We start from the raw sequence: 22793 nt of genomic DNA, 5'->3' as shown, positions 1-22793 counted from the left end.
GACCGCCCCTTAGTGATCGTGCTCGGCGCTGGATTTCTCCAGCTCGGCTTTCAGCAAGTAGCTGTTCGTTGTCACATAGCGCGCACCAGGTTCCAGGCCGCCCAGTACCTCGGCCATACGACCATCGCTGCGGCCCAAGGTCAGTGCGTGAGCTTCAAAGCGCTGACCGTCCTGCACAAAAACGGCACGCTGACCTTCAATGTCCTGCAAGCTCGGGGTTTCAATGACGAGATCAACCGATGTTACAGCGGTGACGATCTCGGCCCGAACTGTGCTTTCTGGCACCCAGCGACCATCTGGGTTGTCCAGCACCACACGCGCACTTCGAGCAGGGCCATGGTCGGCAGCCGGGGCGATCCAGTCGATGACGCCCTCGGCCTGCACGTTGTCGCCAAAGAGCATGACGGTCTGGCCAAGCTCGACGGCTGCTGCTTGCGACGGAAACACCGCCAGCTGGGCCCAGACTTTAGAATAATCCGCGATGCGCAGCAGCGGCCGACCAGCGGTCGCTTCGCCGGCCGAGGCCATGCGATCAACCACGGTGCCGTCAATCGGTGCGAGCAGCTTGTAGGGCCGCAGGCTGTCATCGGCTTCCACGGTAGCGATCACATCCCCTCGAGACACGTTCTGACCAATGTCCGCGCGCAGCTCCAATATCTGGCCGGGGTAGCGGGCGTGCACAACGGCCATACGAGATGGCATTGCTTCAATCCGACCATAGACCGGTAAGGTCTGGCGCAATGTGCCAGGGCCAGCCGTGGAGATTTCCAATTTCGCCAAGGCGATTTGTGCTTCGTTTAGTTCAACGACGTCAGCTTCATCATGATGCTCTCCATGGCCTTCGTCATCGTGTTGGCCATCATCATCTTCGCCTTCGTGCGGTTTGCGATGACCTTCAAGCTGCTCTGAATCGGCCTCATCATGCGAGGAATGGTCATGAGCGTCATTCGATGCGAAAGCGCCGGGAACAAATCCTGCTGCGATCAGTGCCAAGGTCGTTGCGAACAGGCTTGCAGCGGCAAAGTTTTTCTTAGTGGTCATGGTTTTGATCCTTGTGTTCTTCTGCTGGGTCACCATCGGCGGCGGTCAGTGCCGCGCCGGCCAGGCGCTCCAATTCAATGCGGTTGAGGTGTGCGCGACGGGCGGCATCCAGCAATGCCAGCCGTGCATCGATGAGTTCTTGCCTGGCCGCGATCAGGTCCAGATAGCTGTAGCGGCCGGCACGGTAGGCCTCGCGGGTATCGCTCAGCGCCGATTCCAACCTTGGGATAACGGCATCGCGCAGCGCCGCAAAGGCTTCGATGGCATGGCTGCGATGCTGCCAGGCTTCGTACAGGGTGGCCCGCGCAGCAATCCGCGCTGCTTGGGTATCGAAGCGTGCAGCTTCATGTCGCGCACTGGCGGCATCAAGATCCCCCCGTGCCCGGCGCCCTGAGAACAAAGGAATGCTGAGTCCAGCCACCAAGCCCGTACTGTCAGAACCCTCCAGCCGACGGACACCCGCCTGCCAGCGCACATCACCGCGCGACGTGGACTGAGCCAGTCGCAGATTGGCGGTCTGGATGCGTTCCTGGCTCGCTAATTGCTGCAAGTCGGGACTCTGTTCCAGGGTCTTAACCAATGGTTCGAAGGCACCGGCCCGCCCCGTATGAAACAGCGCATCATCGTCCACGCGCTGGAAATCCGGCGAGGTCTCACCCCAGAGCGCGGCCAGCTTGACCTTAAGTGTGGGAATCTGATGTTCCACATGGCCCGCCTCGACGGCGGCACGGGCGGTTGCGGCCTGAGCGCGGTGCAATTCCGCCTGGGGTGCGCGCCCGCGCTCGACCCGCTGCTTGACTGTTTTTTCAGCTTGACGCGCCAGCGATTCCGCGCGCCGGGCAACCTCCAGCTCCTGCTGAAGTGCGGCCAATTTGACGAACAAACGCGCGGCTTCGGCCTGGACATCGAGCAGCTGTGTCCGGCGCGCAGCGGCAAGCAGGGCCTCTTTGGCGTCAACGATGGTGATCCGGGATCCAGGCCGGCCGCCCAGCTCAACAACACCCGACAACGCCAGGGTCAATTCAATATTGCGGGTGCCCTGTGCTTCATTGGAGCCGCCGAATTCGTCCGCTTCCGCAGAGAGTTCCATTGGCGGTTTGAGACCAGCTGACGCGCGGTCGCCGGACAGGGCTTTCAGGCGCGGTGCGTAAGCCATCAAGGAAGGGTTGTGTTCGGTCACCCGGCGTACGGTTTCCCGCAACGTTAGGGTGTCTGTGATTTGCGCTTGCGCTTGGCCCACAGAAAGCCAAATCAGACCGGCGACATATAGCCCCGACCGAGAGAGAAAACCAAGCATGGTGACTCCAGAAATCATTGCGCCAACCGGCGCTGGAAGGTGCCGTTATGGCACCTGCGATGATGACTAGAGAGTTAGAGGCGGCGCTCTGGCGGGTGGTGGAAGACCGGTCGCGCTCTTCTTGGGTGACGCAGCCCGCTCCGCTGTAATATCGCTGCCCCGTGAGAACAGCAGCAAACCCAGAATGCCCACAACAACAATCGCGAGCAGCTGGACATCATCCAGATCAAGCAACTTGGCCAGCACACCGTCGCCCACTTCGACTCTGGTATCCACACAGGATTCTTCTGCACAGGATTCACTCGCATGCACGAGCGCGTCGGCATGCGATTCCTGAAGGCAGTCGATATCGCCGTCTGAGCACGCATGTGCATGCACACCCACAACCTGACCGACCAGCAAGAAGATGGTCAGCAGCCAAGTGAGTCTGTGGGGCGAGTTAAGCACGAAGTGAGGATTTATTCTTTGGATGTGAACAGACCAAATATTATCTCAAGTCGTTCCAAAACGTTTGTCATAAGGGAAATTCGGGCTCGACCACTTGGCCTCAGCTTGACCTTAGACCTGACTCCAGACTTATTGTTATGCCATGAATGATCATTTTCTGAACACCCGCGTACCGCCATTGGCCTTAGTTATTATTGCTGCATTGATCATGTGGTTTACCAAGCTTGCCTTAGGGTCACCAGCATCGCCAGGCCAACCGCCGGCACGTCGATGAGAAGCTTGATCAGCCCCTTGACGACGGCTGGACGCTCCATGTCGAAGTGCAGGTGCGCCGGACCCTGGGGATGGCCGTCGTGCGCCGCGTCCGCGGCCGGTGACAGGACGTGCAGACCGGTATCAGCGAGGTGGACCTCGGTGTGGTGGCGCTCACCGTCGACCGCGAGATGACGGTGATGATGCACGCCCAGCGCCTGCGCCAGCAGCACCGGTAGCAGACACAGAAACACCAGCAGATGGGCACGGGGGATGCGCGCGAACATGGCGGGACTCTAGCAGAAGTCCGGCGCCGCCCGCGCTGCGCCATCGTCCACCCTGGTGTACGGTCTGGGCTCGTCCGCGTCCCCAAGGCCACTGATGAACCGCCACTCCGAGGCCCGCGAATTCACCCGCCGCAGCCTGCTCACCGGGGTGTTGATCGGCGCCGTGCTGACGCCCTGCAACGTGTATTCCGGGCTCAAGATCGGCTGGTCGTTCAACATGTCGATCGTCGCCGCGCTGCTGGCCTACGGTTTCTGGAACCTGGGCGCGCGGCGGCTGGGTGCGCGGCCGTTCGGGCTGCTGGAAAACAACATCAACCAGACCACCGCCTCGTCGGCGGCGTCGATCATCTCCGGCGGCCTGGTGGCGCCGATTCCGGCCCTGGCGCTGATCACCGGCCAGACCCTGCCGTGGCACTGGCTGGCGGTGTGGGTGTGTGTGGTGAGCCTGCTCGGCGTGTGTGTGGCGGTGGCCTTGCGGCGGCAGTTGCTGCTGGTGGAGCAGCTGAGTTTTCCGGCCGGGGTGGCCACCGCTGAAACCGTGCGCGAAATCTACGGCCGTGGCGCCGAGGCGGTGGCGCGGGTGCGCGTGCTGCTGGCGAGCCTGGCGCTCTCCGGCGTGGTGAAGCTGTTGACCTCGCTCGGCGGTATCGCCGCGGTGCCGCTGGGGTTTCGGCTGGCCGGGCAGGGCGCGGTGGCCGGGCGAACATTGGGTGGCGGCTCGCTGGGCTTTGCCTTCGACCCGTCGCTGCTGCTGGTGGGGTTTGGCGCCATCATCGGCCTGCGCGCGGGCGTGTCGCTGCTGTTGGGCGCGGTATTGGCCTGGGGCGTGATGGCGCCCTGGTTGCTGGCGCGTGGCTGGGTTGATGCCACACGCCTCCCTGACGACGGCTTCTGGTATCCGCAATTGGTGGAATGGCTGCTGTGGCCCGGTGTGGCGCTGATGGTCGCGGCCTCGCTGACCAGCTTCGTGCTGGTGCTATTGCGCCGACGCCGCAGTGTCGACCGCGATACCGGGGGCGAGGTGCCGCGGCCGGCCTTCTGGGCGGGCTTTGCCGCCACCCTGATCCTCGCCGCCGGCGCGCAGATCGGCCTGTTCGGTATCGACCCGGTCACGGCGGTGCTGGCCGTGTTGCTGGCGTATGGTCTGGCGGTGGTGGCGGCGCGGGTGGTGGGCGAAACCGGCATCCCGCCCATCGGCGCGCTGGGCAAGGTGTCGCAGCTGAGCTTCGGCATCTTCACGCCCGCCAACCTCACCGCCAACCTGATGACGGCCAATGTGGCCGGTGGCGCGGCAGGCCAGTGTGCCGACCTGCTCAACGACCTCAAGACCGGGCATCTCATCGGCGCCACCCCGCGGCTGCAGGTGCTGGCACAGCTGTTCGGCATTCTCACCGGCAGCGTTGTCGGTGCCGCTGCCTATCTGGTGCTGATCCCCGACCCGCAGGGGATGTTGATCACCGCCGAATGGCCGGCACCGGCAGTGGTCACCTGGAAGGCGGTCGCAGAGGTCCTGTCCGGCGGCCTGTCGTCGATCCCGCCGGGCGCCGTCACCGCCATGGGCGTGGCCGCGGTGCTGGGCATACTGATCGCCGCATCGCAGTCGCTCGGCATGGGTCGGTGGCTGCCCAGCGCGCCCGCCGCCGGGCTGGCCTTCGTGATTCCGGCGTCCAACAGCATGAGCCTGTTCTTCGGCGCCGTTCTCGCCGCGCTGCTGGCAAAGGCGGTGCCGTCACTGGCACTGCGTTTCACCATCGCGGTGGCCGCCGGTCTGGTGGCCGGGGAGAGCCTGGTGGGCGTCGGGTTGGCGCTGGCGGACATGGTGGGTAGCGGTTGAGATCGTGGCTCAGTATCCCGCAGCGGCCAGCTCGGCAACGATGTCGCGATAGAGCCCGAGCCGGCTGAAATGCAGGTGCCGATTGTCTTCACCGCTGCAGCTGACGCCGGCAATGCCGGGCACCTCCGAGCTGCTGTAGGCCATGTGGTTGAGACCGGGATGCGGGCGTGATGGATCATCGCTGCGACCGTTGACCCACCGCGGGATCACCGGTGTTGGATCCGCCACGGGATCTCGTCCGTAGCTGGTGAAGCGCTGGGAATCCACCGAGATGTTGCCGTCGTTGGGCCCCTCGTGCCGGTTGACGATGTCCCAGAAGAACCGGTTTCTCTGATAGCAGGGATGGCTGATGTCGTCGATCTGCGACGTGAACGATTGATACAGCACCGGATGGGCGGGGTCGTCGGGGAAGGGGTAACGCATGTTGAAGCTGGGGGGGCAGGTCTCGACGCCATCCTCCGGCACACAGTCCATGTCGGTGGTGTCCATCATGTACTTGCGGGTCAGGGCCACCACCGACTCGCCACCCCGAGCGATGAGCGCCTGGTTCTGGAATACCGAATGCACCAGGAACGCGGCGTCGAGTACCCGCGAGCGGCAGTCCGGCGTGAGGCAGGCCAGCAGCGCCTGCTGCACCCAGTCGGCCTGGGCAGTGCCCTTGTTGGCGCCGGCCATCGAGGTCCAACTGGCGACATGCCGATACATCAGTTCGCCGCTGAAGGCATTGCGGACGGCCGCCATCATGTAGCGCGAGTCCGCGCAGCCCTGAGAGTGGCAGATGATGTTGAACTTCAGCCCGCGCTGACAGCTGTCGGCATCGGCATAGCCATGACGTGCCCGCAGCGACGGATTGTCGCAGTACTGCAGTGTCGCCAGGTACACCCCGTCAACGACTTCGGCGTCGTCGTGCTCACAGCGCATGGCCGCGAGGGTGGTGCCGGCGCATTTCCGGTAGAGCAGCTCGCCGCGGGTTTCGCTGGAGGCGTATGCGAGCTTGTCCGGCAGGTAGACGATGGCGCCTCCGGCCTCCAGCATTCGACTCACGCCATAGGGGTCGAACTCGCCGCCAGGCTGCGGCGTGTCGCCCTGGAAACTGGTGTCGGCGATACGTGACCAGGCATGCGACAGGATGATGGGCCACTGCGTCTGCAGCGACTTGCCTTCGCCGCTGGCCGGCGGGTGGAAATAGCGACCGTCGGGCCCGGCGCCCGGCACCAGTGGCAGGCTGCCGACGTCCGGGCCTTGCAAGGGTGCGTCACTGCCTCCGCAGCCGGCGAGGCTCAGCATCAGCATCAGCATCAGCATCAGCATCAACAGCAGACCTGCCGATGCCGGGCCGGAGCGGCCAGACAGGGGCCGGTCAGAACGTGCCATAGAGCAGCTCGGCCAGCACCTCGCCGACGATGGGGATGCCGATCAGGGCGGAAGGCGTGTCGTCGATCTGCTCGATCAGCTCGGCGAACACGCGGGTGACCGGTACCAGGTCATCGCGGGCCACCTTGTCCAGGGTGTCGGCGGCGTCATAGAGGTAGTTGGGGCCGGCGATGAGGCTGGCGGTCGGCACGCCGGCAGCGCAGACGAAGCTGGCATCGGTCGGCATCGCGCCCAGCGGACACAGCAGGTGCCCCTGCAGCATCACGGTGCGGCGGAGATCGTGCTTGATCAGCTGGTTGATCAGCCCGAGCTTCAGTGTCGGCCCGAGGTTTTCGATGATGCCGCGAATCTCCGGGAGCTCCGACACCACCAGTTGGCCGTCCTCGTCCTCCAGCCCCTGAAGGCCGATGTGCTCAAGCGTGACGTTGGCGACGATGTTGTACGGCGTCTCCTTGGCGTTGATGTACTTGCGAACGAACTCGCGGTGCGCCTGATAGCCGGTGAAGTGGCTGTCGAAGGTGGCGAACATGAGCGTCTTGTTGCGCGACTCGGGGGGCTGCGAGGCGAAGTATTGCGCCTGCGCCAGTACCGCGGCGGTACCACTTCCGTCTTCGACCGCGCCGAAGAACACTGAATCGTGATGCGACTGCACCATGATGGTGTCCTTGCTGGCGCCGTGCAGGAAGCCGATCACGGTTCGCGCTTCGGCCTCCTTGCGGCTGCCGTGCATGTGCAGCGTGGCGGTCGGCGGCGTTGCCGATGCTGTCATCTGCTCACGCATGCGCTGGCCTTCCTTCTTGGTCACCCAGAAGCCGGGGATGGTGACCTGGGTCCGGCGATAGAACTCGTTGTGGTACTGGTTGGAGTCGAAGTAGTCGGCCAGTACGCCGACGAAGCCGACAGCGCCGGCCTCCATCGCCGCCTCGACGGTGGACGCGAAGCTGGTGATGAAGGGGTTGCCCTTGAAGAAGGTGGGCTCGACGATGGTCAGGCCCGGGTCCCAGAGGAATTCCACGAACGGGGCGAAACCGGCCGGCGGCAGGATGAAGCTGAGGTCGAACATCACCACCTTGCCCTCGACATCCTTCGCCGCCATCTCCAGTGCCGAACCGCCGCCGACATCCACGATCTCGGCGGTCAGGCCGTTGGGGCCGGTGGAGAATTCCGATGGCTGGTCCACCGTGACGAAGGTGTGTGCGGTGGGGTAGGCATCGACCGGAGTGCCATTGAGCGCCAGCGCGGCGTCGGTGGTCTGCCAGTTCCAGGAGGTGACGGTTTCGTAGTGCACATCCTCCAGTCCCAGCGCCTCGAACTGGCACTTCACGTAGGCGGCGGCCTGCAGCCCCTCCGGCGTCCCCGTGCGGCGGTAGCCGATGCCGACCAGGTCCTCGATCCAGCTGAAGATGCGGTCGGTGTCGGGCATGCCCGAAGCGGCGGCCGAGGTATCGCGCGCACACTTGGCGTCGCCGCCCAGCGCGCCGTCCGCCAACCCGCTGCTGCCGCATCCTGCAACGCACAACGCCAGCGTTACGCTCAGCCAGGGCCGAAGCCTGAGATTCAACATGCACTCTCCTCCATTGGAATGGCGCGCGATCCGGCGCGTCCGTCATATTTGTGACGCGGAATTGTCACCGTATCGTCGGGCGCTGGCATTCTCGCAATGCGACAAACTCACCCTCATTTTCCGCCAGCAGCAAACCAAGCGGCTGAGGCATCACCCCTGGCTGGGCTACCATTCGGCATGGCTACAAGAGGGGCGAACAAGCCCACCGTGCCCATCAGCTATGTGCTGCTGATGCTGGACCTGGTGGCGGAACACGGCATTTCCAGAGCGCAGTTGCTCTCGGGCCTTGCCGTGTCCGATGCCTTGCTGGAAGACCCCGGCGGTCGCATCTCGCTGCTGGAGGAGTACGCCACGCTCTGCCACCGAGCGCTCGCGCTGACCGGAGAGCCCGCGCTGGCTTACGAGTTCGGGTTGCGCGCGACGCTGACCACGCACGGCATTCTCGGCTACGGCCTGATGAGCCAACGCACCTTTCGCGACGTTTTCGACTTCGCCGATCGCTACGGATCGATTCTGCGCATGCCCGCCTGGAACCTGCGGTTTTTCACTCAGGGTGATCACGCCATCATGGAAGGCCGGGAAGCCGTGTCCCACGGGAGCCTGCGGCGGTTTTCCTGTGAACAGTTGCTGATCAGCGTGTCGTCGATCATCCGCCAACTGCTGCCACCCGACCCCGCGCTGGAACTGTTGTTCGACTACCCCGAGCCGCCCTATCACGCCCGATACAGGCATCGCCTGCCGCCCGTTCACTTCGAGACCGGCCTGACGCAACTGCGGATGCCGGTGTCCTACCTTGACCGCCAGCTGCTGACGGCGGACGTGGTCTCCGCCAAGCTCGCCGAACGCGAATGCGCGCGCGAGCTGGCACTGCTGGGACACACCGAAGATGTGGTGACGCAGGTGCGTGCGGCGCTTCTGCAAGAGGCCACCGGGGGGTATCCCGGCCTCGAAGTCGTCGCAAACCGATTGCACCTGACCTCGCGCACCCTGGTGCGACGCCTGGCCGATCAGGGATATAACTTTCGCCAGCTGCTGGACGCTGCACGGCATCGTGACAGCCTGGAACTCCTGGCAGACCGGCGTATGAGCCTGGCGGACATCGCCGCCCGCCTGGGGTACAGCAGCGCCGCCAACTTCTCGCGGGCTTTCCAGAACTGGACCGGCAGTACGCCCGGGCGCTACCGCGATCAGGAACACCTGCCGGCCGCCGTGGACAGGGTGAAAGCCCGACACGCCGACGGAAACGCGTAACAGAGGCTTCGGCACGCTGCGCGAGCCGACCGCTGCTGATGCTGGCGGTGACGACGGGCTCCGAAAAAAAGCGGTTCGGTGCAGCCTAAGCGGCCGCGACAGGATCGGCTGCAATTCGCGCCTGCAGCGCCGCCTTCACCGCCGGCCATTCCGGCCGGGTCAGGCTGAAGATGACGGAATCACGGACATGACCGTCACGCATCACCATGTGCTGACGGAGGATGCCCTCCTGCGTGGCACCGATACGGGCGATAGCGGTACGCGAGGCCTGGTTGCGCACATCGGTGAGCAGCTCCACCCGGTTCAGCAGCCAGACCTCGAAGGCGTGGGTGAGCATCAACAGCTTCGCCGAGGTGTTGATGTGGGTGCGCTGCCAGCGACGCGCGATAAACGTGAAGCCGATTTCGGCCCGGCGGTGCGTGGGCTCGATGAAGCGGAAGCGGGTGCTGCCCGCCACCTCGCCACTGGCGCGGTCAATGGTGGCAAAGCTGAGGTCGCGGCCGATGGCGTATGCCGCCTCGGCGTCGGCGAGGAACTGTGGCAGGTCATCCGGATGCGGCACGTTGGTCACGGGCAGTTGCCACAGTTCGCCATCATGAATCGCCGATGCTAGGCCGGGGAGGTGATGGGCGGCCAGCGGCTCAAGGCGAACCGTGGCGTTTTCGAGCACACGCTTCTCCACCCGCACGGCATCCAGGGGTGCATTCGGGGCAACAGGCGCGCGCGCCTCGGGGTCGGTCATGACGGGCATCGGAGAGTCCTGCGGGGGCGGCGGTACCGATCATAGCGCCGGCACTGTTCCGACACTGTTCCGGCTGTGGCCGCCGACAACTGTGGCTGTCCGGCCGCCGCAGGCTCCGCCAGACTATCCGCTCTGGCAGCCGAGAACCGCCATGCGCCTGACCCTCATCGATGTTTTTGCAGAGCAACGCTATGCCGGCAATCAGCTCGCGGTGGTGCAGGACGCGGCCGGCCTGGCGGATGACGAGATGCAGGCCATTGCCCGCGAGATGAATTTTTCCGAAACCACCTTCGTGTTGGCGGAATCGCCGGGCGAGGCGACGGTGCGCATCTTCACGCCGACGCAGGAGCTGCCGTTTGCCGGGCACCCGACGCTGGGGACCGCCTGGGTACTGACCGAGGGGCGGGGGACGATCTCGCTGCAGCTGCCGATGGGGCCGGTGCCGGTCCGGTTCGACGCCGCGACCGGCATCGGCTGGTTGCAGCCGCCGGCGCCACAGTTGGGCACGATCTTCGACGTCCACCAGGCTGCGGCACTGCTGGGGCTGTCGACAGGCGACCTGCATCCGCAACTGCCGCCGCAGCTGTTGCAGCTGGGGCCGGCTTTTCTGTTCGTGCCGCTACGAGGGCCGGCGGCACTGCAACAGGCCCGGCTGGATGCAGACCGGCATGACACGCTGCTGGCGGCCGGCGTGCCGGCATTCGGCGTGTTCCTGTTTAGCGAGACCGACGCCGGCGCCGACACCGACTACAGGGCCCGCATGTTCTTCCGCACCCCCGAGGTCCGCGAAGACCCGGCCACCGGCAGCGCCAACGCCGCCCTGGCGGGCTACCTTCGGCACCACCTCGGTCGGCCGATATCCGTCACGGTTGAACAGGGCACCGAGATCCAACGGCCGTCACGCATTTACGTGCGCGCGGATGCCGAGATCGCTGTCGGCGGTCGAGTGCAGTGTGTGATGCGCGGCAAGCTGACGCGGTAGCCGGCGCATTCAAGGGCATTGCGAGCCCGCAACGCGGGCGCGGCAATCTCACCCGGCCGGCACTGCCCCCGCCAACGAGATCGCCGCGGGGCTGCGCCCCTCGCGATGACAGAGGAGCTGCGACACTCGCGATGACAACCATTTCATGTCATTGCGAGCCCGCACGCCCATTTCTGTCATTGCGAGCCCGCAGCGCGGGCGCGGCAATCTCCCCCGGCCGGCACTGCCCCCGCCGATGAGATCGCCACGGGGCTGCGCCCCTCGCGATGACAGAGAAGCTGCGACACTCGCGATGACAACCATCTCATGTCATTGCGAGCCCGCAAGCCCATTTCTGTCATTGCGAGCCCGCAACGCGGGCGCGGCAATCTCCCCCGGCCGGCACTGCCCTCACCAATGAGATCGCCACGGGGCTACGCCCCTCGCGATGACAGAGGAGCTGTGACACTCGCGATGACAACCATTTCATGTCATTGCGAGTCCGCACACCCATTTCTGTCATTGCGAGCCCGCAAAGCGGGCGCGGCAATCTCACCCGGTCGGCACTGCCCTCGCCAACGAGATCGCCACGGGGCTGCGCCCCTCGCGATGACAGAGGGGCTGCGACACTCGCGATGACAGACATGGTGCTGGTCACTGCGAGCCCTCACACCCATTTCTGTCATTGCGAGCCCGCAACGCGGGCGCGGCAATCTCACCCGGCCGGCACTGCCCTCACCAATGAGATCGCCACGGGGCTGCGCCCCTCGCGATGACAGAGGGGCTGTGACACTCGCGATGACAATTCGTTGCTGTTGCCGCTGCGGCTACTCAGCACTCATCACTCACCACTCAGCACTGTCTTGTCCCAGGCACTGTGTGGCCCGACCTGTTTCATCCGCATAAGCAGATACACCGCAAAACCGGTGGCCACACCGGGTACCACACCCAGCAGCAAGGCCACCCAACCGTGGCGAATGCCTAGGGTGCGGGCCTCGTAGATGACCCACACTGCCAGCACCGCCCAACAGAACAACACGTCGGTGGCGTAACCGCTGGCGAACGGATTGACGAAGCCGGCGAGCGCGGCGCCGACGATGTCGGGGTTTTCGATCAGCGGCGGCACGCAGATCATCACGAATGCGGCCGCGAAGCCGGCGGCGAGGGCGATCAACAAGGCTTTGTAGAGGGAGATCGGCATCAAGTACTCCAGGGGTGCAAGGTTCAGGTGGAAGCAGGGCGATGTTCAGTCCCTTCGCCCGGCGTGATGAACAGCATCATGGCAGGCCCGGCCGCCACCCGAGCGGTATGCCAGACCCCGCGCGGTACCACTACGAAGTCGCCGGGCGCCGACAGCCGGGTGGGTGCCTCACCGTGGTCGGTTTCACAGACCAGGGTCACGTCGCCGGACAGCAGCACCACCATCTCATCACCCGCCGGGTGGCGCTCCCAACTGTTCCAGTCGCGGTCGAAGGTGTAGACCGACGTCAGCACATGGCCCTTGAACTGCGCATACCGGGTATCAAGCTCGGCATAAATCTCGGGTGTTACCGGCAGGGTGTCGACCCCAAGGTCGGGCTTGAGAACGGCGAAGGTTTCGGTGAGGTTCATCGGCGGGCATCCTGCTGGCGAGCGCATGCCCAACCCTAGCGGGACCGGGTGTGATCTGTCGATCCGGGCCGAGGGTTACTCATAGGTTTGGCCGCGGTGCCGTAGCCACCCGCCCACATGCCGACCCCCGGGGTCGTGGTGGGTCCAGTGGATGACACCGCCCTGCGGGTTCCATTCGTACTCGCCGAAAAAGGTGACGGTGTCACCCTCGGCGAGGCCAGGCACCCGCGGCGCGAGGTCGATGTTGTGGGCCACCAATACCGTCTGCCCGCTGCCCAGCCGCAGGATGAAACGCTGATGGCGCGAGCCCTTGTTGTCGTCGGGCAGCACCTTGATCACCGTGCCCTGACCTTCGATCTGCAGATCACCACGCTGTGCCTCGAAGGCGGCCTGCAATGCAGCGTCGCTGCGCTGCAGCCGGGGTGCGGCGGCGGCATCATCCCGGGCGAAATCCGCAAGGCTGCTGCCGTCATCGTTACCGCCGGGCCGGGCCAGGCCGTCCAGGCCCTGGAACCACTGGTAGCCCATGATGGCAGCCGCCACCAGCCCGGCCACCGCCAGCTTGCGCAGCGTCCGTAGGCCCCGTGCCGGTGGCCGCGAACGGGCACGCGTACGGCTGCGGCGGGGCGATGTGGCGCGGGTGCGAAAGGGTGCGGTCGTCTGTCCCTGTTGTGAAGCTGGTATGCCCAGTTTTACCGCCCGGAATCGACCCTGCGTGTCCTTTTCGACCGCATGGGTCACGATCAGCCCTTCTGCCGGGGTGCATGCCAGCCCCTTGAATGCGCTCACATGCACGAACACCCGGTCGGTACTGCCATTCCACTGGATGAAGCCGAAGCCGCGAGCCGGGTTCCACGAGATGATCTTGCCTTGGTAGCGCATGGCGGTTCCTGTCAATCAGTCCGGTATCAGGCCGAGCGAAACACGAAATACACCGCGCCCACCAGACACAAGCCGGCCCAAAGATAGTCCAGCTTCAGCGGCTCTTTCAGGTAGAAGAACGCGAACGGTATGAACACCGACAACGTGATCACCTCCTGCAGGATCTTCAGTTGCCCCACGTTCAACACCGTGTAGCCGATGCGGTTGGCCGGCACGTGCAACAGGTATTCGAACAGGGCGATGCCCCAGCTCACCAACGCCGCCACGATCCATGGCTTGTGGTTGAGTGCCTTCAGGTGTGCGTACCAGGCGAAGGTCATGAACACATTGCTGCAGATCAGCAGCAGCACCGAAATGAGCACCGGGGCGCTCGAAAGGGGGTTCATGGTGCACTGGACTCCGAAAGTGGCGCCGGCTTGCGCAGCGCGGGCGGTAGCCACGCCGGCCAGTCGGCCTCACCGAGCAGCACGCCGCGTTCGTAGCGGGCCACCAGGCGGTAGGCCTCATTGGCGCGGGTGTTGTCGTAAATGTAGCTCTCGTCGGCCGTGTGAATGGCCTGTGCCAACAGGCCCCACAGCCGCAGGTAGCGCTCGCGCTGTTTGGTTTCCGGCACCGCATGGCCGCCCTGCTGAACGCGCAGGCGCACCCGCACCAGGGCCAGCTTCAGTGGGATGGTCACCACATGCAGCGTGGTCAAATAACCCGCTGCCCGCGCGGCGACCAGCAGGTCCAGCTTGCTGGGGTGCGAGAACACGGTTTCGGTGACGAACGAACGCCCCGTCTGCATCGCCACGGCGCGCGCTTCGGCCGCTGCCCGAGAGGCCTCGTAGGCGCGCTGCGCCTCTTCGCCCGGCCAGCGGTCCCGTGCGATGACATCGGCATTGATGAACGGCAGGTGCAGCACCGGCCCCAGCACCCGCTGGTAGAAGGTGGTCTTGCCAGCGCCATTGGGGCCCGCCAGTAGGTGCAGCACCGGCACCGGCAGTCAGCCCTGCGCCTTGCGCCGCCGTGCGCGCTGCGTCGCCGGCTTTTCCACGACCCGGCCGCGTGCATCCAGTTCCGCATAGCGGTGGCCTTCTTGTGCAAAGGCCTCGTCGAGCTGCAGCGCTGCACGTCGCTCGCTGATCTGCGACTTCCAGTCGACCCGCACCATCGCCTGTTCTCGAATGTTCAACGCGTCATAGTCGCCCCCGCCCCCCAGCACCGCCTGGATCGCTTCCAGGCTGATGCCCGGCGTACGCTCCAGCTCCCGCCCAATACGCGCCCAATGCGACAACTGCTGCGCCACACTGCGGCTCATGGTGGGCGCCACCGCACGGGCGGCGTCGGACAGGTCGGCATCAAGACGAACAGGCGAGGGCGTCGGCATGGCAGGGGCTCCGGAACGGCGGGAAACCTATGCTACGCCGGGTTGTAGCAAAGTGCTACATAAGACAGTGCTGACAACCGAGTGATGAGCGCTGAGTGAAAGCGTTAAGGCCCGACGTGTCTCGCAGAATGCAGGTAAACGTCATTGCGAGCCCGCAACGCGCTTCTTTTGTCATTGCGAGCCCGCGCAGCGGGCGCGGCAATCTCACCCGGCCGGCACTGCCCTCACCAACGAGATCGCCACACGGCTACGCCGCTCGCGATGACAGACATGTTGCTTGTCATTGTGAGTTCGCACGCCCTTTTTTTGTCATTGCGAGCCCGCAACGCGGGCGCAGCAATCTCACCCGGCCGGCACTGCCCTAACCAACGAGATCGCCACACGGCTACGCCGCTCGCGATGACAGACATGTTGCTTGTCATTGCGAGCCCGCACGCCCTTCTTTTGTCATTGCGAGCCCGCCAGGCGGGCGCGGCAATCTCCCCCGGCCGGCACCGCACCACCAACGAGATCGCCACGAGACTTCGTCGCTCGCGATGACAGGCGTTTGTCAGCGTGTCGCGCATCCCAGCGAAACGCAGATCGCTGCCTGTACACGTTTGAACGTCGCTGGCGTGAGCCGGCCAGCCCTGAGCACAATCAGAGATACATTAAGCGTGAAGACCTTCTCGGGCCGCAGCCAAGTGGTCTAACGATGTCAGACGGCAGAAACATCGTTCCAAGCTTCGTCGTCGGCGTTATCCCATGAATGAGCGAGGCTGGCCGCCTGGGCTGCGATGAGGTCGTCGATGTCTGCCCCGAGGCGTCGCGTTTTCAGAAACGTCACAAAGTCGAGCACCTCCTGCGCCAGTGGCTCAGGCAAAGGTTTCACCGACTCGTAGATGCGATCTGCAGTGGTCATACGGTAAGGCTACTCCGGAACATCCACCAGCGTCACCCCAAGACCCTTCTGAGCCATCGCTGTTGCTGTTAGCGCTACCACCACTCGCCACTCAGCACTCTGCTTCTGTCATTGCGAGCCCGCACGTCCTTTTTTGTCATTGCGAGCCCGCACGCCACTTTTGTCATTGCGAGCCCGCAAAGCGGGCGCGGCAATCTCCCCCGGCCGGCGCTGCCCCCACCAACGAGATCGCCGCGAGCCTTCATCTCTCGCGATGACACAGGGCTGCGCTGTTGCCCTTACTCAGCACTCAGCACTGTCCTCTACTCTGGTTCCACTGCCCGATACCGAAACCCCCGCAGCTCCGCCACCCAGCACGACAGCAGCCAGGTCTCGGTCGGGTCGCGGCGGGCGAAGACAGCGCGTTGGCGGGTCAGCAGGGCCGTGAGCTGGTCGCAGGCGTCCTCCGTCTGCGCGTGGTAAACCATCAGCTTGAACCGGGCCCGCGCCTGGCAGAGCTTCTGAAAGGCCCCCAGCACCTCATCGGTCTGGCCCCAGGCCGCCTGCATCGCCAGCTCCATGTCCACCAGCAGCCGGCCGTCACTGAGGCTGAGCCAACAGAGGTCATAGAGCCAGTCGTCGCCATCTGCAGGCTGGGCGAGGGCGCCCGCATCAAACGGCAGCGTGGCGTACACCCAATAGCGCTTCTCCCGCCCCAGGTGGGCCAGTGCCTTCTTGATCACCACCGTCCACGCCGCCGAGGGTGCGGGCGACACCACCAGGGTGCCGCTAACGCCATCCAGACAGTCCTGCAGTTCATCGATCTGTTTCACGCCCGATTCCTCCTGGTGGGCAGGGCATATCCTAGCCGCAGCGCTAGGCGAAAACACCTTGGCCCCATGCTATCTTTCATCCTATGAAGCCTTCTCATGCATTGGCACTGCATCGCGACGAGCTACGCCAGTTGGCGGTTCGTCATGGCTTTCTGCGTCCGCGCATTTTCGGTTCTGTGCTTCATGGCGACGATACGGACGACAGCGATCTCGATCTGCTGGTAGACCCGACCCCGACCACAACGTTTCTGAACCTGGCCGGCTTGCAGCTAGAGGCCCAGGCACTGCTGGGAGTTCGGGTTGACGTGCTGACCCCCAAAGCGCTCCCCCGGCGAACGCGTGCGCAGATCATGTCGGAAGCGGCGGCTGTGTAATGAAGGGGAAGACGCTTCGAATTCCCGACTACCTCGACCATATTCTGCAAGCGATTGACCGCGCGTCCACATTCCTCTCCGACGTTGAAGATGTTGCAGTCTTCGAGGAATTGTTCAAAGAACAGGATGCAGTCGTGAGATGTCTGATCGTGATCGGTGAGGCATCCACGAAGATACTGAAGTCCGATTCGAGCTTTCCTGAACAGCATTCAGACATCCCCTGGGCCAGAATGAGCGCAATGCGAAACCGGATCGTTCATGACTACTTCGAAGTAGACCTCGATATCGTGTGGACCACAGTTAAGCAGGACCTGCCGGCGCTTCGCAGCAAGATTCAAGCGCTACTCGTCGAGTTGCGCTGAGGCCTCTCAATCTTCATCACCACCGCCGGGAGCCCGGATTGATCAGCATCATCATGCCCGCCAAGAACGAGGCTGAAGGCCTGCGCGGCCTGCTGCCCAAGCTGCGGGCCCGGTTCCCGGACGCGGAAGTCATCGTCGTTGATGACGGCTCCACCGATGACACCGCCAGCGTCTGTGCCGAGGCCGGCGTGGTCTGCCTGTCGTCCCCATATTCCATGGGTAATGGTGCCGCCATCAAGCGCGGCACCCGGGCCGCAACGGGCGACATTCTCGTGTTCATGGATGCCGACGGCCAGCACGACCCCGCGCTCATCCCACAACTGTTGGCACGGCTGGACCAGGGCTACGACATGGTGGTGGGCGCACGCGGCAGCGATGGCCAGGCCAGCCTGCACCGCGGCCTCGCCAATGGCCTCTACAACCGCCTGGCGAGCTGGATGACCGGGCACAAGGTGGCCGACCTCACCTCCGGCTTCCGCGCCGTGCGCGCCGACAAGTTTCGCGAGTTCCTTCACCTGCTACCCAATGGCTTTTCCTACCCCACCACCAGCACCATGGCCTTCTTCCGAAGCGCCTACCCGGTGGCCTACGAGCCCATCCCGGTTTACCAACGAGTGGGCACCACCAGCCATATCCGCCCCTTCCGTGACGGCATCCGCTTTCTGCTGATCATCTTCAAGATTGCGACCTTGTATTCGCCGCTGAAGTTGTTCGTGCCCGCAAGCTTCGGATTTTTTGGATTGGGGCTTGGATACTACCTTTGGACGTTCTCAACGGTTGGGCGGTTCACCAATATGAGTGCGTTGTTGTTCAGCGCGGCCGTGATTATCTTTCTGATCGGGCTGGTGTCTGAGCAGATTACGAATCTGACATATCGGCGAGACGGTTAGCGGCTCGCTCCTTGAGGCTATTCACTTGAAAGTTCTCGTCGACATAGCGCACCCGGCGCATGTCCATGTGTTCAAGGGGCCGATCAGGAAGCTCCGAGGGCAGGGCGTTGACGTTCTCGTAACTAGTAGAGTCAAGGAATGCGCTGTTGACTTGTTGGATGCGCTTGGTGTCGAGCACGTTTGCTTGTCCTCACAGCACCATGGTGGCCTATCAAGCATGGCGAGCGAGCTTTTGGTGCGCAATAGAGCCTTGGTTGGCATAGTTCGGAGCTTTCGACCGAGCGTGCTGACGGGAGTTGGCGGAATCTTTGCAGCGCAAACCGGAGCCTTGACCCGAACGCCCTCTGTTATCTTCTACGACACCGAGAGTGCGCGCCTCCAGAATGCACTGACATACCCTTTTGCTACCCGCGTAGTAGTTCCAGACTGCTATCAGGGCTGGACACCTCGCAATCGAACGGTGCGCTACGCGGGATGCCATGAACTTTCTTATCTTCACCCGGATGAGTTCAGCCCCGACCGTGAGGTCGCGGTACGCAACGGACTATCTGAGCAAGGCGATACGTTCTTGTTGCGCTTGGTGTCCTGGAAGGCGAATCACGATCTAGGCGAACAGGGCTGGGGAGAAGGTGACTTGAGCCGGGTCATTGAGCACCTGAAGACCAAGGGCAAGGTCCTGATCTCATCAGAGGTAGTGCCAAGTGAAAGGTATCGTCCATACCTGTTCAAAGGGCGACCGAATGAACTTCATCACCTGATGGCCCACTGTCGGGCAGTCATTGGAGAAAGCGCGACGATGGCATCCGAGTCAGCGATATTGGGTGTGCCGAGCCTGTATGTCGCCGCGCGTTCGCAGGGGCGGAGTTACATCGATTGGCTCGAATCAAGATCAGGACTGTCGAGGCACATAACAGATCGAAGCGCGGACGCCGTGATATCGCAGGTCGATGAAGTCACTGCCAGAACACCAGAAGCCTGGAGGGCTCAGCGTGACGAATTAGTGGGCAACTGCGTATCGGTGTCTGATCTGATCGTGCATCAGGTTCTCGACATGGCAGTGAGTCGGCGCGCCAACGGCAGCTAGGTGGCTCTCGGCGCGTCTTCGCCAGTAGCGTTGTAGATGACGACGTCGCGAACGGCAGTTTTCTCCGAGTATGCGACGTGGCGTTCGGGGTCTGGATAGCCTGTCAACAGCAGCATGACAACGCGTTCATAGGGCTTGAGACCTAGGAACCGTTCAATCCTTCTTTCTCGCCGTTCGACGTCGGGCCAGTTGATCGTGCATGAGCCAAGCCCGAGCGTCTGCAGTGCAGTGAGGAAACTCATGATAGAAAGGCTGGCATCGATGTAGATGCCATGCCTATCTCTCTCATCGAAATATGCGGAAAGGTCGCCGGTAACAGCAATGACGACTGGCGCACATTTCCCGAAGCCTCGCGTGCCAAGGGGTAGGGTGAATAGCGTCTCAGCGAGATCGGGGTCGTCGAAGACCCTATAGAGAAATGGTTGCCTGTTGCATGAACTTGGCGCCTGAACCGCAATTGCGAGTGCCGCTTCGATTTTCTCTCTTTCCACCGGACGGTCGAGGAACCATCTAACTGATCGGCGGGATCGCGTCAGTTGTTCCAACTGGTCGTAGGAAACGGATTGCGCCAGGGGGCCGAGCGCCCCCTGAAGGTAGGGCTTTTTTTCGCCTTGAGGATCAACCCATCCGGTCTCCTCGAGCCTGCGTCGCAACGACTCAAGATAGTCGTTCGTTTGCACGGACGCAAAGAACTCGCAAAGAACGTCGTGGGCCCATGTAGATAGCCGATCGCCTTTTCCCTCGTTCGTCTGCGACCTCAGCGCCAGGTAAGCGTCGACGGTCTCAGCGATATAGTCCAGAGCGAAAACCGGCTTCCGGGGTCGCATGAGGAGACCCTTCTCAAGGCGGTGGATATTACGTCGAAGCTTGTAACGAATGGCATCTCGGTCGGTCTGCCGGTGATACCGGACCAGCCCCTTGACCACCGCGTACTGCTCGCGGCGGAATGAAGCGTTCATCAGCAGGTAGTAAAGCGCGCAGCCTATGCGCGTAGCCGATATCAGGCGCCAGATTATCAAGCGTAGCTGCGCATGAAGGGTCCTCAAGCTCGCGTAGAGGCGGGGAGCGCGCTGCTTGAGAAGAGACAGTCTTGGAATCATGATCCTGTGCTACCCAGTTGGTACGTCAATGGTGGCCCCCGTACACGCTTTGCCTTACATTGCCCCACATCGTTCAAAATCTTCAGTCATTGCATCTGAAATGAAATTTCTTGTGGTGGGCGCGAACCTGCAAAACCGTGGTGCCGAGGCCATGCTGTTGACGACAGTTCGTGAGCTTCAGACGCGCTGGCCATCTGCTCGCATTCTGGCTGCGACCTATTCCAGGGGAGACCGAGACCTGCTCGGTAATATCAAGCGTGCGGGCCCGGATGGAAGATATCAGGAATTCGAGTTGATTCCTGCCATGCGCGGCCTCCGGGACGTCGCCTTTCGTTTGCTGGCGCTTATGGGGAGGCGTGGTCAGAAATATGCTGCGGACAGGTGCCCGCACGTCGCCGCGATGTGCGACGCGGATGCGGTCCTCGATATCAGTGGATTCGCCCTCAGTGACCGGCGGCCCCTCTGGCGGAGTGTGGTCTACGCGCTGGAGGCAGCTTGCTGCAGTCGTGCAAAAGTTCCCCTGGTGCTGCTTACCCAGGCGTTTGGCCCGTTTAAGCGATTCCCGGTGCGAGTCTGCGCCAGGTTTGCGTTGCGCCGGGCTGCGCTGATCAATGCGCGTGGAGAGCTATCGGCTGGCTACCTCACTCAATTGGGCCTTCGACGTGAGGTGGACTTCCATGTTGCCGATGACATGGCGTGGCTGTTCCCTGCCCAGGGCGGTTCGCTGCAGGTGTCGCTGCCCGAGCGCCCGAGATTGGGGGTTGTGCCCAACACCAACCTCGAAAGGGCATTTCAGATAGAGAATGGACGCAATCAGTACGTGGATGCAATGGCGTCGTTGTGCACATTTGCGATTGCAGTCTTGGGCGCAAACGTTGTACTGATCGGACACGAAGTTCTGCAGAACGGCAACGACGACGACACGCTGTGCGAGGCCATTCGCAGCGCCATGTCGGGCGTGGGAAATCCGGCTGTCGTCAGCGGACGGCACCCGGCATCCGAGCTTAAGGCGGCTATCGGCAGCTGCGATTTTTTGGTGACGTCAAGATTTCATGCGCTTATCGCGGCGCTGTCGCAGGGCATACCGACGCTCGCCATCGGGTGGGCGCACAAGTACCAGGAAAGTTCTCTGGCGGGTGGTGCTGCGCCCGCATCAGTCGATTTTCACGAGGGGGTGCGAGTGGAGACGTTGACGGAGATTCTGGCGCTAGCCTGGTCGGAGCGGGAAAATGTCCGAGACGCACTCGTGGCACAGCGGGAGCGGCGTACAGCGTCAGCGTCCGCGCCCTTTGACCGGCTCCAGGGCCTGATCGGTGGCAAGGCTGCTCACGCATGAGTGGCGTCAAAAGGGCCATCCAGTTCTTCCGCAGCGGGCCGATTCGGTGGGGCATCTTGCTTACCGCCGTCGCCCTGCTGCTTTTGCGGCTCCGCGTTGAAGGTCTGGACGCTTTGGATGCCATCAACCTCAGCGGGTGGATGGCGGCATGCGCGGCGCTGTTGCTCGGGGGATATTTTCTGGTGTTCAACGAGCGCGCCCGTGTACTTTCGGCGCAGTATCTCGGACGCGTTCCGCCATTACTCGATTTCGCGCGGACCCTGCTCGTTGCGCGTGTCTACAACGGATTGATTCCTCAGACCGGGAATATCTACCGGGCCGTTTCGATGCGTGTGGAGCTGCGTCTTCCGTATCGAGGATATGTAGTCATAAGCGTAGCGACGATTGCGTTCGAGCTGATCGTGATGGGCCTGGCGATGATCGGCTTGTTCTCGTGTCTGGAGTCGTCCGCATTGTGGTGGCGAGAGCGCATCGGGGAAGGTGACGTGCCATCGATGTTGATCGTCCTGACTGTCCTTCTTGTCCTGTGTGGACTCGCAGAGTGTGGAAGACAACTCCGATTGGTTTCGGGGGCGCGAGAAGGGAGCGAGCGTTCCGTCCGCAGCGACGTCGGGGACTTCGTGAGACGAGTGCTGTCCCCGTCAATCCTGCTTTCGGGGTTGTTTCAATCTCTTGTGCTACTCACGGCCATGGTCTGTGTTCAGTGGTTTGTCTTTGCCGCTCTTGGCACCAGGCTGGATATCGCGCAGGCACTGGTATTTCTCGTGGTGAACCGACTCACCCAGTACGTGACAGTGACGCCGGGAAACCTTGGCGTGAGAGAGCTGATGTATGGCGCAATTGGTGCGACCACCGCAGTTGGCGAGTTGCTTGCGGTGGCGGCATCAGTCCTTCTTCGACTGTTAACCTGGGTGGTCCTGGGTGGACTGTTGGCAACCGTTGTCGCCGCAAGTTGGCGCAAGACGCATCAACAGCGGTGATGCGCCAGCCGGATTCTGGTCGTGGGGGTAGATAGGAAGCGC

Annotated in this window: 26 protein-coding genes and 1 pseudogene; 9 read left to right on the top strand and 18 right to left on the bottom strand. The window is 63.1% G+C overall.

Translation table 11 applies throughout. The features are described 5' to 3' along the window. Positions 1–9 precede the first annotated feature (9 nt). The 4 genes from JN531_RS16305 to JN531_RS16290 form a co-directional block, all read right to left on the bottom strand. Positions 10–1041, bottom strand: coding sequence for an efflux RND transporter periplasmic adaptor subunit (locus JN531_RS16305; RefSeq protein ID WP_228349908.1), 1032 nt, complete (start codon positions 1039–1041; stop codon positions 10–12). Further along, positions 1031–2338 carry a TolC family protein gene (locus tag JN531_RS16300; protein WP_228349907.1) on the bottom strand — a complete coding sequence of 436 codons (1308 nt, stop codon included), beginning with the start codon at positions 2336–2338 and terminating at the stop codon, positions 1031–1033. The genes JN531_RS16305 and JN531_RS16300 overlap by 11 nt, the downstream gene beginning before the upstream one ends. A gap of 66 nt (positions 2339–2404) precedes the next feature. Further along, positions 2405–2740, bottom strand: coding sequence for a hypothetical protein (locus tag JN531_RS16295; RefSeq protein ID WP_228349906.1), 336 nt, complete (start codon positions 2738–2740; stop codon positions 2405–2407). A gap of 260 nt (positions 2741–3000) precedes the next feature. Then, positions 3001–3324 (bottom strand): hypothetical protein, encoded by a 324-nt coding sequence (locus JN531_RS16290; RefSeq protein ID WP_228349905.1) that lies wholly within the window; start codon positions 3322–3324, stop codon positions 3001–3003. A 94-nt stretch (positions 3325–3418) separates the two neighbouring features. On the opposite strand from JN531_RS16290, the gene JN531_RS16285 reads away from it, so the two are divergent. Next, entirely contained in the window at positions 3419–5158 is a 1740-nt protein-coding gene (locus JN531_RS16285; protein ID WP_228349904.1) for an OPT family oligopeptide transporter, read from the top strand. 9 nt (positions 5159–5167) lie between these two features. On the opposite strand, the gene JN531_RS16280 is transcribed toward JN531_RS16285, so the two are convergent. Beyond that, the gene (locus tag JN531_RS16280; protein ID WP_228349903.1) at positions 5168–6532 is read right to left on the bottom strand and encodes a lipase family protein; all 1365 of its coding nucleotides are present in this window, start codon (positions 6530–6532) and stop codon (positions 5168–5170) included. Further along, complete coding sequence (locus JN531_RS16275; RefSeq protein ID WP_228349902.1) at positions 6519–8096, bottom strand: M28 family peptidase; 1578 nt, start codon at positions 8094–8096, stop codon at positions 6519–6521. Before JN531_RS16275 ends, JN531_RS16280 begins: the two co-directional genes overlap by 14 nt. Before the next feature lie 207 nt (positions 8097–8303). On the opposite strand from JN531_RS16275, the gene JN531_RS16270 reads away from it, so the two are divergent. Then, the gene (locus tag JN531_RS16270) at positions 8304–9347 is read left to right on the top strand and encodes an AraC family transcriptional regulator (RefSeq protein ID WP_228349901.1); all 1044 of its coding nucleotides are present in this window, start codon (positions 8304–8306) and stop codon (positions 9345–9347) included. 85 nt (positions 9348–9432) lie between these two features. On the opposite strand, the gene JN531_RS16265 is transcribed toward JN531_RS16270, so the two are convergent. Beyond that, entirely contained in the window at positions 9433–10098 is a 666-nt protein-coding gene (locus JN531_RS16265; protein WP_228349900.1) for a GNAT family N-acetyltransferase, read from the bottom strand. Positions 10099–10240: 142 nt separating this feature from the next. On the opposite strand from JN531_RS16265, the gene JN531_RS16260 reads away from it, so the two are divergent. Then, positions 10241–11071, top strand: coding sequence for a PhzF family phenazine biosynthesis protein (locus tag JN531_RS16260; RefSeq protein ID WP_228349899.1), 831 nt, complete (start codon positions 10241–10243; stop codon positions 11069–11071). Between the two features lie 820 nt (positions 11072–11891). Here the strand turns inward: JN531_RS16260 and JN531_RS16255 are convergent. From JN531_RS16255 to JN531_RS16220, 9 genes and pseudogenes are all read right to left on the bottom strand, one after another. Further along, positions 11892–12251 carry a DUF2834 domain-containing protein gene (locus JN531_RS16255; RefSeq protein ID WP_228349898.1) on the bottom strand — a complete coding sequence of 120 codons (360 nt, stop codon included), beginning with the start codon at positions 12249–12251 and terminating at the stop codon, positions 11892–11894. Between the two features lie 23 nt (positions 12252–12274). After that, a complete protein-coding gene (locus JN531_RS16250) occupies positions 12275–12661 on the bottom strand; it encodes a cupin domain-containing protein (protein ID WP_228349897.1) in 387 nt (128 codons plus the stop codon). Positions 12662–12736: 75 nt separating this feature from the next. Continuing rightward, entirely contained in the window at positions 12737–13189 is a 453-nt protein-coding gene (locus tag JN531_RS17470) for a DUF3465 domain-containing protein (RefSeq protein ID WP_366522450.1), read from the bottom strand. A gap of 192 nt (positions 13190–13381) precedes the next feature. Beyond that, positions 13382–13543, bottom strand: a pseudogene (locus tag JN531_RS17465) (cold shock domain-containing protein); the annotation flags it as partial. 26 nt (positions 13544–13569) lie between these two features. After that, a complete protein-coding gene (locus tag JN531_RS16240; RefSeq protein ID WP_228349895.1) occupies positions 13570–13929 on the bottom strand; it encodes a DMT family protein in 360 nt (119 codons plus the stop codon). After that, positions 13926–14522 carry an ATPase gene (locus JN531_RS16235; RefSeq protein WP_228349894.1) on the bottom strand — a complete coding sequence of 199 codons (597 nt, stop codon included), beginning with the start codon at positions 14520–14522 and terminating at the stop codon, positions 13926–13928. Before JN531_RS16235 ends, JN531_RS16240 begins: the two co-directional genes overlap by 4 nt. Positions 14523–14528: 6 nt before the next feature. Then, positions 14529–14912, bottom strand: coding sequence for a ParD-like family protein (locus JN531_RS16230; protein ID WP_228349893.1), 384 nt, complete (start codon positions 14910–14912; stop codon positions 14529–14531). Between the two features lie 697 nt (positions 14913–15609). Further along, positions 15610–15813, bottom strand: a complete 204-nt coding sequence (locus JN531_RS16225; RefSeq protein ID WP_228349892.1) for a DUF2281 domain-containing protein — start codon at positions 15811–15813, stop codon at positions 15610–15612. A 302-nt stretch (positions 15814–16115) separates the two neighbouring features. Then, a complete protein-coding gene (locus JN531_RS16220) occupies positions 16116–16625 on the bottom strand; it encodes a hypothetical protein (RefSeq protein WP_228349891.1) in 510 nt (169 codons plus the stop codon). 83 nt (positions 16626–16708) lie between these two features. Between JN531_RS16220 and JN531_RS16215 the strand changes: the two genes are divergently transcribed. The 3 genes from JN531_RS16215 to JN531_RS16205 are packed head-to-tail and all read left to right on the top strand — an operon-like array spanning position 16709 to position 18251. Then, complete coding sequence (locus JN531_RS16215; protein WP_228349890.1) at positions 16709–16999, top strand: nucleotidyltransferase family protein; 291 nt, start codon at positions 16709–16711, stop codon at positions 16997–16999. Beyond that, the gene (locus tag JN531_RS16210; protein ID WP_228349889.1) at positions 16999–17361 is read left to right on the top strand and encodes a HepT-like ribonuclease domain-containing protein; all 363 of its coding nucleotides are present in this window, start codon (positions 16999–17001) and stop codon (positions 17359–17361) included. Before JN531_RS16215 ends, JN531_RS16210 begins: the two co-directional genes overlap by 1 nt. Before the next feature lie 38 nt (positions 17362–17399). Next, positions 17400–18251, top strand: coding sequence for a glycosyltransferase family 2 protein (locus tag JN531_RS16205; RefSeq protein ID WP_228349888.1), 852 nt, complete (start codon positions 17400–17402; stop codon positions 18249–18251). On the opposite strand, the gene JN531_RS16200 is transcribed toward JN531_RS16205, so the two are convergent. After that, positions 18220–18429: a hypothetical protein gene (locus JN531_RS16200; protein ID WP_228350008.1), complete on the bottom strand. Its 210-nt coding sequence runs from the start codon at positions 18427–18429 to the stop codon at positions 18220–18222. The genes JN531_RS16205 and JN531_RS16200 overlap by 32 nt on opposite strands. On the opposite strand from JN531_RS16200, the gene JN531_RS16195 reads away from it, so the two are divergent. Beyond that, entirely contained in the window at positions 18334–19335 is a 1002-nt protein-coding gene (locus JN531_RS16195; RefSeq protein WP_228350006.1) for a DUF354 domain-containing protein, read from the top strand. The genes JN531_RS16200 and JN531_RS16195 overlap by 96 nt on opposite strands. On the opposite strand, the gene JN531_RS16190 is transcribed toward JN531_RS16195, so the two are convergent. Next, positions 19332–20435 carry a nitroreductase family protein gene (locus tag JN531_RS16190; protein WP_228349887.1) on the bottom strand — a complete coding sequence of 368 codons (1104 nt, stop codon included), beginning with the start codon at positions 20433–20435 and terminating at the stop codon, positions 19332–19334. The genes JN531_RS16195 and JN531_RS16190 overlap by 4 nt on opposite strands. Before the next feature lie 100 nt (positions 20436–20535). On the opposite strand from JN531_RS16190, the gene JN531_RS16185 reads away from it, so the two are divergent. Both JN531_RS16185 and JN531_RS16180 read left to right on the top strand, forming a co-directional pair. Then, positions 20536–21771, top strand: a complete 1236-nt coding sequence (locus JN531_RS16185; RefSeq protein ID WP_228349886.1) for a polysaccharide pyruvyl transferase family protein — start codon at positions 20536–20538, stop codon at positions 21769–21771. Further along, positions 21768–22751 carry a lysylphosphatidylglycerol synthase domain-containing protein gene (locus JN531_RS16180; protein ID WP_228349885.1) on the top strand — a complete coding sequence of 328 codons (984 nt, stop codon included), beginning with the start codon at positions 21768–21770 and terminating at the stop codon, positions 22749–22751. Before JN531_RS16185 ends, JN531_RS16180 begins: the two co-directional genes overlap by 4 nt. Positions 22752–22793 lie beyond the last annotated feature (42 nt).

This window comes from Flagellatimonas centrodinii, assembly GCF_016918765.2.
Classification (GTDB): Bacteria; Pseudomonadota; Gammaproteobacteria; order Nevskiales; family Nevskiaceae; genus Polycyclovorans; species Polycyclovorans centrodinii.
The sequence above is the reverse complement of the archived record's forward strand: the minus strand, read 5'-3'. Positions and strand labels throughout refer to the sequence as shown.